The sequence below is a fragment of the Variovorax sp. 01T439_2 genome (assembly GCF_056398445.1).
Genome location: NZ_JBFTPJ010000119.1, coordinates 1 through 9,200, shown reverse-complemented (window position 1 = coordinate 9,200; position 9,200 = coordinate 1). Strand labels below are relative to the sequence as shown.

Annotated in this window: 13 protein-coding genes and 2 tRNA genes; 4 read left to right on the top strand and 11 right to left on the bottom strand. The window is 65.4% G+C overall.

The features are described from left to right. The 3 genes from AC1DOC_RS08300 to surE all read right to left on the bottom strand — a co-directional run. Positions 1-514, bottom strand: a 514-nt coding sequence (locus tag AC1DOC_RS08300; protein ID WP_478129649.1) for a LysM peptidoglycan-binding domain-containing protein, incomplete at its 3' end; no start/stop codon positions are given. A 62-nt stretch (positions 515-576) separates the two neighbouring features. Further along, entirely contained in the window at positions 577-1,350 is a 774-nt protein-coding gene (locus tag AC1DOC_RS08295; RefSeq protein WP_062362153.1) for a protein-L-isoaspartate(D-aspartate) O-methyltransferase, read from the bottom strand. A 2-nt stretch (positions 1,351-1,352) separates the two neighbouring features. Then, entirely contained in the window at positions 1,353-2,111 is a 759-nt protein-coding gene (gene surE / locus AC1DOC_RS08290; protein ID WP_018903013.1) for a 5'/3'-nucleotidase SurE, read from the bottom strand. A 127-nt stretch (positions 2,112-2,238) separates the two neighbouring features. On the opposite strand from surE, the gene AC1DOC_RS08285 reads away from it, so the two are divergent. Next, the gene (locus tag AC1DOC_RS08285; RefSeq protein ID WP_478129648.1) at positions 2,239-3,225 is read left to right on the top strand and encodes an NADPH:quinone oxidoreductase family protein; all 987 of its coding nucleotides are present in this window, start codon (positions 2,239-2,241) and stop codon (positions 3,223-3,225) included. An 85-nt stretch (positions 3,226-3,310) separates the two neighbouring features. Here the strand turns inward: AC1DOC_RS08285 and AC1DOC_RS08280 are convergent, their stop codons facing one another. The 3 genes from AC1DOC_RS08280 to AC1DOC_RS08270 form a co-directional block, all read right to left on the bottom strand. Next, on the bottom strand, positions 3,311-3,655 hold the full coding sequence (locus AC1DOC_RS08280; protein WP_012746936.1) for an H-NS histone family protein: 345 nt from the start codon (positions 3,653-3,655) through the stop codon (positions 3,311-3,313). A 264-nt stretch (positions 3,656-3,919) separates the two neighbouring features. Then, positions 3,920-3,995: transfer RNA gene (locus AC1DOC_RS08275), tRNA-His, on the bottom strand. 75 nt (positions 3,996-4,070) lie between these two features. Further along, on the bottom strand, positions 4,071-4,703 hold the full coding sequence (locus tag AC1DOC_RS08270; RefSeq protein ID WP_012746935.1) for a YbhB/YbcL family Raf kinase inhibitor-like protein: 633 nt from the start codon (positions 4,701-4,703) through the stop codon (positions 4,071-4,073). 58 nt (positions 4,704-4,761) lie between these two features. On the opposite strand from AC1DOC_RS08270, the gene AC1DOC_RS08265 reads away from it, so the two are divergent. Genes AC1DOC_RS08265 through AC1DOC_RS08255 form a run of 3 tightly spaced genes read left to right on the top strand, consistent with a single transcriptional unit; the run spans position 4,762 to position 5,522 of the window. Further along, entirely contained in the window at positions 4,762-4,923 is a 162-nt protein-coding gene (locus AC1DOC_RS08265; RefSeq protein WP_155247783.1) for a hypothetical protein, read from the top strand. Continuing rightward, entirely contained in the window at positions 4,920-5,168 is a 249-nt protein-coding gene (locus AC1DOC_RS08260) for a GlsB/YeaQ/YmgE family stress response membrane protein (RefSeq protein ID WP_012746934.1), read from the top strand. Before AC1DOC_RS08265 ends, AC1DOC_RS08260 begins: the two co-directional genes overlap by 4 nt. A gap of 21 nt (positions 5,169-5,189) precedes the next feature. Next, positions 5,190-5,522: a hypothetical protein gene (locus AC1DOC_RS08255; protein ID WP_012746933.1), complete on the top strand. Its 333-nt coding sequence runs from the start codon at positions 5,190-5,192 to the stop codon at positions 5,520-5,522. Positions 5,523-5,543: 21 nt separating this feature from the next. Here the strand turns inward: AC1DOC_RS08255 and AC1DOC_RS08250 are convergent, their stop codons facing one another. The 5 genes from AC1DOC_RS08250 to AC1DOC_RS08230 all read right to left on the bottom strand — a co-directional run. Beyond that, positions 5,544-6,218 carry a histidine phosphatase family protein gene (locus tag AC1DOC_RS08250; protein WP_012746932.1) on the bottom strand — a complete coding sequence of 225 codons (675 nt, stop codon included), beginning with the start codon at positions 6,216-6,218 and terminating at the stop codon, positions 5,544-5,546. A gap of 111 nt (positions 6,219-6,329) precedes the next feature. Continuing rightward, positions 6,330-8,240, bottom strand: coding sequence for a SurA N-terminal domain-containing protein (locus AC1DOC_RS08245; protein ID WP_012746931.1), 1,911 nt, complete (start codon positions 8,238-8,240; stop codon positions 6,330-6,332). Positions 8,241-8,317: 77 nt separating this feature from the next. Next, positions 8,318-8,393 (bottom strand) — tRNA-Val (locus AC1DOC_RS08240). A 29-nt stretch (positions 8,394-8,422) separates the two neighbouring features. Next, positions 8,423-8,695: an HU family DNA-binding protein gene (locus tag AC1DOC_RS08235; protein WP_478129647.1), complete on the bottom strand. Its 273-nt coding sequence runs from the start codon at positions 8,693-8,695 to the stop codon at positions 8,423-8,425. Between the two features lie 215 nt (positions 8,696-8,910). Further along, on the bottom strand, positions 8,911-9,200 hold a 290-nt coding region (locus tag AC1DOC_RS08230), incomplete at its 5' end, for an isocitrate/isopropylmalate family dehydrogenase (RefSeq protein ID WP_478129646.1).

Below are 9,200 nucleotides of genomic sequence, written 5' to 3'. Positions count from 1 at the left end.
GCGTGCCGTGCGCCGGCCAGATCCAGCCGAGGTCTTCGTCGCCCGAGCTTGCTGCGGGCGCCGACGGCGACGCCGTCACTGGCGGCTTGCCGACCGCAGCGCTGGCGGGCGCCGCAGGCACCACCGCCGACGGCGGCGCGACGGGCTTGGTCACCACGCCCTCGGAAGAGGAAGACGCTGGCGCGGTTGCAACGGCGGTGCCCGGTCCCACCGGCGGCACCACGCGCAGCACCTGTCCGACTTCGATCAGGTCGGGATTTTCAAGATTGTTCCAGCGGACGATGTTCTGCCAGCTCTGGCCGGTTTCGTTGCCGATGCGGCGGATCGTGTCGCCGGGCCGCACGGCGTAATAGCCCGGCTTGCCATAGTTCTCGATGCCTGGAAGCGGCTTGCCCGACGCGTCGGTGGTGATGAGCGGGCCACCGGGTGCCGCATTGGGCGCACGCGTCATCGTGCCCCGGTCTTCGACCGGTGCCGGCCCTCGCGGTGCGGCGCAGCCCGCGATCACGAGCACAACGGCCAACGTGATACCAGCGCACCAACTCCGATTGCCAAAACCCTGCATTTGTTGTTCCTTCAAGCGATGCCCGATTTTAGGGGGACAAAGTGAACCGCCTCAAGAATGCGGCGCTCGAGTCCACGGGCGGTTTTATCGATGACGACGAGCGCCTGCCCGCCGCCTGCCGAGTGCGTGGGCGCCACGATGCGTCCGCCGACGGCGAGTTGTTCGATCCAGGCCTGCGGCACTGCCTCGCCGCCTGCCGCGGCGATGATGCCGGCATAGGGCGCACCCTTGGCATAGCCGACCATGCCGTCGCCCAGCATCAGGTGAACCGTGGCCAGCCGGAAATGCCGCAGGTTGGCGCGCGCGCGCTCGTGCAGTCCGCGCAGGCGCTCGATGCTGTACACCTCCGTGGCCACGTGGTTCAGCACTGCGGCCTGGTAGCCGCAGCCAGTGCCGATTTCCAGCACGCGGCCGAGACGGTCCTGCGGCTTGCCGGCCAGTGCGGGCGCGCCCAGCAGGAGTTCGATCATGCGGGCCACCACGCTCGGCTTGGAGATGGTCTGGCCCAGTCCGATCGGCAGGCTCGTGTCTTCATAGGCCTGGTTGACCAGCGCGCTGTCGACGAAGCGATGCCGCTCGACCGCGCTCAGCGCGCGCAGCACGCGCGCATCGGCAATGCCCTGGGCGGCGAGCTTCTGCACCATGCGCGCGCGCACGGCGTCGGAGGCCATCGAAGGCGTGGACGGCACCATCGGCTTGGCAGGCACGGCGGGCAGGCGCCCGCGCGTGGCGGCCGAGGCGGTGGGTGTCAGGCGAACCGGGAATCCAGGCCGTTGCGTGGCCATGCTCAATTACCGAGACGGGCAACCGTCTCGCGCCATTGGCCCAGGTTKGCATGGTCGGTCAGGTCGATCTGCAGCGGCGTCAGCGCAATGTGGCCGGCAGCGGTGGCATGGAAGTCGGTGCCCTCGCCGCTGTCCTTGGCGCCACCGGCACCTGCAATCCAGTACATCGTCTCGCCCCGCGGGCTTTCCTGCGTGATGACTTTCTCCGCGGAATGGCGCCGGCCCAGCCGGCAAACCTGGATCGGCTTGAGCTCTTCGAGCGGCCGGTTCGGAACGTTCACGTTGAGCAGGAAGGCGCCGCCGTCCAGCATGCGCTCGCGTTCGATCTGCTGCACCAGGCGCCGGGCCACCTGCGCGGCCGCGTCGACATGCGCCCAGCCCTTCTCGATCTGCGAGAACGCGATGGCCGGGATGCCGAACAGATAGGCCTCCATGGCCGCACCCACGGTGCCGGAGTAGATGGTGTCGTCGCCCATGTTGGCGCCGTTGTTGATGCCGGAGACCACCAGGTCGGGCCGGTAGCCGAGCAGCCCCTTGAGCGCGATGTGAACGCAATCGGCCGGCGTGCCCGTCACGTAGCGAAAACCGTTGTGCGCCTTGTGCACGTAGAGCGGCGCCGCCAGCGTGAGGGCATTGGACTTGGCGCTGTTGTTGTGCTCGGGTGCAACCACCTCGACGTCCGCGATGTCTTTCAATGCGTCGTGCAATGCGACGATGCCCGGCGCCTGAAAACCATCGTCGTTGGAAATAAGTATCTTCATGGTGCTTTTCAGTGCCCGGATTGTAGGCGCCGCGTGCGTCGCAGCAGGGACAACGGCGCCCTGCCGCGCCCCCTATCATCGCCTCGCATCATTGCCCACACACGACTGATTCAAAGGAGACCCGAGCATGCACGCATGGCTTTGCGAAAACCCCACCGGCGTCGATGCGCTGGCCTGGAAGGAACTGCCGACGCCGGCGCCGGGTCCGGGCCAGGTGCTGATCGAGATCAGGGCAGCCAGCCTCAACTTCCCCGATCTGCTGATCGTGCAGAACAAATACCAGATCAAGCCGCCGCTGCCCTTCGTGCCCGGTTCGGAATACGCCGGCGTCGTCCAGGCGGTGGGCGAAGGCGTCACCCATCTGAAGGTCGGCCAGAACGTGGCCTGCCTTTCGGGCACGGGCGGGTTCGCAACCCACACGCTGGCACCGGCGGCGCTGTGCATGCCGCTGCCCGAAGGCTTCGGCCATGTCGACGCGGCGGCGTTCATCATGATCTATGCCACCTCGTGGCATGCGCTGATGGACCGCGCGCAGCTCAAGGCCGGTGAAACCGTGCTCGTGCTCGGCGCGGCAGGCGGCGTGGGCACCGCCGCCATTCAAATCGCAAAGGCGGCAGGCGCCAAAGTGATTGCGGCGGCTTCTACCGACGAGAAATGCGAACTCTGCCGCTCCATTGGCGCCGACGCCACCATCAACTACACCACGCATGCGCTTCCAGGCGGCTTTCGCGATGCCATCAAGGCCGCGACCGACGGCAAAGGCCCCGACGTCATTTACGACCCGGTGGGCGGTGATTTCGCCGAGCCTGCATTTCGCTCGATTGCATGGCGCGGACGCTATTTGGTGGTCGGCTTTGCCTCCGGGCCGATTCCGTCGCTGCCATTGAACCTCACGCTGTTGAAAGGCGCTTCCCTGGTCGGTGTGTTCTGGGGCGATTTCGCCAAGCGCGAGCCCAAGGCCAATGCACAAATGATGGCCGAATTGGCGCACTGGTACGGACAGGGAAAGATCAAGCCCGTGATCGACAGCACGATGCAGATGTCACAATTGAAAGCTGCCTATGCCCACATGGGATCGCGCGGCGTCAATGGAAAACTCGTGATGGTGAACTGAGCGCTGCGGGTTTGCCCGGATTCGCACCCAATAAAAAAGCCCGCAGATGCGGGCTTTTTTATTGGCGGGTGGCCTGCTTCGGCGCTTACTTGATCTCGAACTCGGAAAGCGACTTGCCTGCGGCCAGTGCTTCGGTGACCCAACGCGGCTTGCGGCCGCGGCCGCCAGACCAGGTTTCTCCGGTCGGACCACGGTATTTGGCTGCTGCCTTGACCGCGGGAACCCCTGCACTGCGCTTGACCGAGCCGCCGCGTGCACTGAGTTTCAGGTCCGACGCAGTCAGGCCGTATTCAGCGATCTTCCGGCGCACATCTTCAATCACGCCCGCGCGCTCTTGGTTGCGAAGGTCTTCGGCCTGCTTGCGCAATTGCGCAATCTGCTCGTCGTACTTCTTGATCTGGGAATTGATATCGGCAAGGGTCGAAGCCATTGTTGGACTCCTGAAAATTGGAAACGGGGCGGATTTTAATTCAATTCCAATTTATTACAAGCAGGCCGTCGCGTGAAAATTGAGGATCCCGCACCCGGTCTGCGGCGGCGCACAATGCAGCGCGCACCAGTTTGGATGCCTTTTTATCAAGCCAAAGGAAGAGCGCTGCGCCGGCTGCAGGAGCCGGAAATGACAACGCCGGGGCTGGCCCGGCGCTGTGTTCCCGTGGACGCTATTGCGCAATAGCAGTCGGGAAAGGTATTTTGGGGTGGCTGATGGGACTCGAACCCACGACGACCAGAATCACAATCTGGGACTCTACCAGCTGAGCTACAGCCACCGCAGAGCCTTCAATTGTAGCGGCAAAAACCCCGGTTTTCGCCACGGGGGCATGCGAACGGGCCTGAAATTCTTCTCAACCCGTGGCGAGGGGCCCGGCCGGGGCCGTCTTCTTGATCTTGATCGAGCCGTCCGGCCTTTCGCAGGTGCCGATCAGCAGGCCGCTCGCGAGCGCGTGCTCGCGCAGCGCGTCGAACACCTCGTCCCGCCCGGGCGCCGTGGAAAACGCGGGCGTGTCGTCGAGCGCAAACAGCTGGAAGGCGTAGCGGTGCGCGCCGTGCCCCGGGGGCGGATCGGGAGGCAGCCAGGCGGCCTGCAGCCCGGAATTGCGCCCGACGCGCAAACCGGCGGCGCCGGCGTTGTCCCGGCTCGGAATGGCCGCCTCGTCGAGCTTGCCCTCGGCCGGCTGCAGCCCGACGACGATCGCATGCACGAGCGGATTCGGCGTGGGTGAATCGGCATCCTCGACCACCAGCACCAGCGATTCGGTGCCCGCCGGAAGCCCGGTCCACTGCAGCGGCGGCGACAAGCCCTCGCCATCGGCCGTATAGCGCGACGGCAAGGGCGCGTGGTCCGCGAAAGCAACGCTGCTCAAGGCAATCGACGCCATCCCCTGCCGCATGCCAAGCGTATTGAAGACGATCTTGTCCAACCCCGCGCGCATTCCCTGCAGCGCGTGGCCGATGACTTCAGGCAGTTTTTCCAGCATGGTCCCGGTATAGCGCTGCGCCGCGAAGCACCCTGTAGGACGCAGCAGCAACCACGACATGGCCGTCTGCGCCAAAGTTCTCGGACTCGAGCCCGATGTGATCGAGCCGGCTTCGGCAATCGCGCTGCTCCGCTATCATGAACGCCGCTTGCTTCGACGGTTCGCGCTTTTCGCCGTGACCGCCACTTTCCAATTCACCGCCAAAGGAATTTCTTCATGAGCATCGTCTGGACCATCCTGATCGGGTTCATCGTGGGTCTCGTGGCGCGGGCCGTCAAGCCGGGCGACGATTCCGCAGGCTTCATCGTGACCACGCTGATCGGCGTGGCGGGTTCCCTGATCGTGACCTATGTCGGCCAGGCACTCGGCTGGTACACCGCGGGCCAGGGGGCGGGCTTCATTGCCTCGGTGCTCGGCGCGATCGTGCTGCTGATCCTGTACGGCCTGATCAAGCGCAAGAGCTGATCCGGCCGGCAGTGCGGATCGATGCCGCGCAAACCACGGGCGAAGCACCACGTCTACGTGGTCGAACTCGATGACCGCGTCTGGAACCATGGCCGGTTCAGGCGCGCCAATCCCGACTACCAGCTCGGCAAGCCCTTCGTCTACGTCGGAATGACGGGGCTCGACCCCGACATCCGCTTCGACAAGCACAAGGCCGGCATCCAGGCCAACAGCTTCGTCCAGGCCTTCGGGCTCAGGCTGCTGCCCGCGCTCTAYGAACGCTACAACCCGATGAGCTACGAGGACGCGCGCTCGATGGAGGTCGAGCTCGGCATCGCGCTGCGCAAGAGCGGCTACGGCGTCTGGCAGGCCTGATGCAGCCGCTGCTGCAGACGCTCAGGCGTAGGTCACCCAGCCTTCGTAGGCCGGAGCGTCCAGGTGCGGCAGCGTGTTGTAGGTGACGAGCATGTGCCGCTTGGGCGTGAAGGCAAACTCCGTCACCGCGGTGTTTCGGATGCGCAGGTTCAGTTCGATCGTCGTCTCGGGGCTCGTGCCCAGCACATGGCCCACGGCCGTGCTGATCGGTCCGCCGCTCGACACCACCAGCACCTTGGCGCCGTGGTGGCGGCCGCGCACATGGTCGAGCGCCGTCGTCACGCCCGCCAGGAAATCGACGTAGCTCGGCATGCCGGCGGGCTGGGTCCGGCCCTGCATCCAGGCGCCCAGGCCGTCGCGCAAGAGGCGGAAGTGGTGGCGGTACATCTCGGGCGAGTCGGGCTTCTCGAGCTTGCCTTCGTGGATGGTGGCGATGACAGCCTCGCTGTCGTACTCGTTGAGCCCGGGCCACGCCAGCACATCGTCGCGCTTCAGCCCGAGCCCCTCGGCAATGCCTTCCCAGGTCTGGCGATGGCGCTTCAGGGTGCCGGTGATCACGGCATCGAAATGCATGCCGCGCTCCCGCCAGTATTCGCCAAGGCGCACGGACTGCCTGTGGCCGAGCTCGCTCAGGTTGTCATAGTCGGCGGCGCCGAAACTGGCCTGGCCGTGGCGCACGAGATAGAGGGTTCCCATGCACGGGATTCTGGCGACAAGCGCCCCTTGCGCTTGTCCCACGTGCGACGAAATACGTGGTCGCGTCCTGGCAGCTGAGCCGGAGGCGACACGGCGCGCAACAAGCCCGGGTCAGCGGGCCATCGGCAGCGTCTCCGCCGGCTTCGGCACGAGGATCTCTGCCTTGAAGCGTTCCTTCAGCAAGTTGTAGTACGCAACTTCTTCCGCCGCAGCCACCGACTGGCCGACCTGCGCGTTCTCCTGCTGCGTTTGTTCGGGCGCCGACGGCGTGCGCGGAACCACCTTGGTCACGCGGACCACTGCGTAGCCTTGCGTGCCCAGGTCCACGCCCACCAGCGCGGGCAGCTTGGACGCATCGGCGCGCAATGCGGCATCGATGACGGCAAGGGGCTGGGCCTGCGCTTCGCGGCGCGACACCGTGACCGGTGCGCCGAAGGTGGCGCCGTCGGCCTTGGCGGTCCAGGCGGCGAGCTTGGCTTCGCCCTCGGCCTTGGCCATGACCGCGGCGCGCTCGGTGATGAGCTGCGCACGGATCTTGTCCTTGACCTCGGCCAGCGGCATCGGATGCGCGGGCGTGTACTGCGTCACACGGCCTGCCGCGAGCTGGTTGGAGCCGACTTCGATGGCTTCGGTGTTCTGCTTGCGGTCCAGCGAATCGGCCGCGAACAGCGCGTTCAGGAAATTGCGGTTCGCGAGCACGCCGGCGGCGCCCGGCGGCGGCGTGCGCGAGACGTTGCTGGCCGTCTGGATCGTGAGCCTCAGCTTTTCCGCCGCGGGCTTGAGGCTGTCGGGCTGCTGGTAGACCGCATCGGTGAAGGTTTCGGCGGCCTTCGCGAATTCCTGCGTCGCCTGCTGCGAACGGACTTCGTTCTCGATGGTGGCGCGCACCTGCTCGAACGGCGGCACCACGGCCGGCTTGATGTCGGCGAGGCGAATGATGTGATAGCCGAACTCGGTTTCGACCACGTCGCTGATGTCGCCCTTCTTGAGTGCGAACAGCGCATCCTCGAAAGGCTTGACCATTGCACCGCGCGTCACGAAGTCGAGGTCGCCGCCCTTCTCCGCCGATCCGGGATCCTGCGAATTCTTGCGCGCGACGTCGGCGAAGGTGGCGGGCGCCTTCTTCACTTCGGCAAGCAATTGCTCCGCCTTGGCCTTGGCCTTGGCGCGGTCGGCTGCCGGTGCGCTGGCCGGCGCGGTGATCAGGATGTGGCTTGCGCGGCGCTCTTCCTTGGTGCCGAAGCGCGCCGTGTTCTGCTCGTAGTAGGTCTTGAGGTCGGCCTCGTTCACCGAGATGTTCTTCTTGGCGGCTTCGAGGTCGAGCACCAGGTACTCGATGCTGGCCTGCTCGGGCGCCTGGAACTGCGCGGTGTGGGCCTTGTAGTAGGCCTCCACGTCGGCATCGCTCACGGTCACCTTGGACGCGAAGCTCTCGGGGCTGAAGCGCGCGACCTGGATCTCGCGCCGGTCGTAGAAGGCGTTGATGGTTGCCGCCGCCAGCGCGGGCGGCGTGAACGCCGTGCCCGTGACGCCCAGCAGCATCTGCTGCGTGGCCAGCTCGGCGCGCATCGACGCCTCGTACTGCTCCGGCGTGCGGCCGGTGACGCGCTGGAAGCTCTCGCGGTCGAACTTGCCGTCCGGCGTGCGGAAGGCCGCAAGGCCCGTGTCCTGCGCGAAGATGCGCGACAGCCGCTCTTCGGAGATGGTCACGTTCGACTTGGCCGCTGCCGCGGCCAGCACGCGGTCGCGCACCATGCGCTCCAGCGTGGCATAGCGCATCACGTCGGATTCGAGCAGCGTTGGATCGACGTTGGGCGATTGCTGGCGGATGCGGTCGGTCTCGAGACGGTGCTGCGCATCCCACTCGGGCCGGGTGATGTTCTGGCCATCGACCCGCGCAACCTTCACTTCGCCGCCGGAGCCCTGATAGCGCTCCACGCCAAAGAGGACGAACGAGGGAATGATCAGCAAGAACAAGAAAATCATGACGATCTTGTTGTACTTGCGGAAGAAATCAAACATGCTTGAACACTCTTTTGCGACGGATGTCGGGACGGCAATAAAAAAGGCGAACCTGTGTTCGCCTTTGCATCGGGTGGTGGTGGGTGCTGAGGGGCTCGAACCCCCGACCTACGCCTTGTAAGGGCGCCGCTCTACCAGCTGAGCTAAGCACCCCACCGGGAATACTCTCCGTAGTCTACGTCTTAGTTCAGCGCGTCTTTCAACGCCTTGCCCGGACGGAACTTCGGAATCTTGGCGGCCTTGATTTTAATCGCGTCGCCGGTGCGCGGATTGCGGCCGGTGCGGGCGGCCCTTTTTCCGACTGCGAAAGTGCCGAAACCGACCAGCGACACCGAGCCGCCTTTTTTGAGCGTGGTACGAATGGCGCCGATGGTGGATTCCAGCGCGCGGGTGGCGGCTGCCTTGGAAATATCGGCGTTCTTTGCGACGTGCTCAATCAGTTCGGTCTTGTTCACAAGGGCCCCTTGTAGAAGAAATAAAGTTGGTCGGCTTTCGTCAGCTGCGAGCTGGCCGCGAAATGACGCGGCTCGAAAAGCCTGGCAGGACTGACGCCTCGGCAGCGCGCTGCCAGCGAGGATTACAACCACTGGTCTGCAGGGTGTCAATACGACACGAGGCCGTGCAGAACAGCGGAGCGCGCGATTTTAGGGGCGTTTCTTGAAGACGAATTTCAAAGGGCCGCGGCAATGGCCTTGCCAAGGTCGCTGGTGCTCGCCTTGCCGCCGATGTCGGGCGTGCGCGGCGCTCCGCTTTGGGGCGCCAGCACCTTTTCGATGGTGGAAAGGATCGCGTCGTGCGCGTTCTTGTGGCCCAGGAACTCGAGCATCATCGCGCCGCACCAGATCTGTCCGATGGGGTTGGCGATGCCCTTGCCCGCGATGTCGGGCGCCGAGCCGTGCACCGGCTCGAACAGCGAGGGCGTGGTGCGCTCCGGGTTGAGGTTGGCGCTGGGCGCAATGC

What these genes read in the sequence shown, in the direction of transcription:
- AC1DOC_RS08245 (WP_012746931.1), bottom strand. Translation starts at nt 8,240, where the DNA reads ATGTTTGATTTCTTCCGCAAGTACAACAAGATCGTCATGATTTTCTTG.
- AC1DOC_RS08270 (WP_012746935.1), bottom strand. Translation starts at nt 4,703, where the DNA reads ATGCTGGAAAAACTGCCTGAAGTCATCGGCCACGCGCTGCAGGGAATG.
- AC1DOC_RS08250 (WP_012746932.1), bottom strand. Translation starts at nt 6,218, where the DNA reads ATGGGAACCCTCTATCTCGTGCGCCACGGCCAGGCCAGTTTCGGCGCC.
- AC1DOC_RS08285 (WP_478129648.1), top strand. Translation starts at nt 2,239, where the DNA reads ATGCACGCATGGCTTTGCGAAAACCCCACCGGCGTCGATGCGCTGGCC.
- AC1DOC_RS08260 (WP_012746934.1), top strand. Translation starts at nt 4,920, where the DNA reads ATGAGCATCGTCTGGACCATCCTGATCGGGTTCATCGTGGGTCTCGTG.
- AC1DOC_RS08280 (WP_012746936.1), bottom strand. Translation starts at nt 3,655, where the DNA reads ATGGCTTCGACCCTTGCCGATATCAATTCCCAGATCAAGAAGTACGAC.
- AC1DOC_RS08295 (WP_062362153.1), bottom strand. Translation starts at nt 1,350, where the DNA reads ATGGCCACGCAACGGCCTGGATTCCCGGTTCGCCTGACACCCACCGCC.
- AC1DOC_RS08265 (WP_155247783.1), top strand. Translation starts at nt 4,762, where the DNA reads ATGGCCGTCTGCGCCAAAGTTCTCGGACTCGAGCCCGATGTGATCGAG.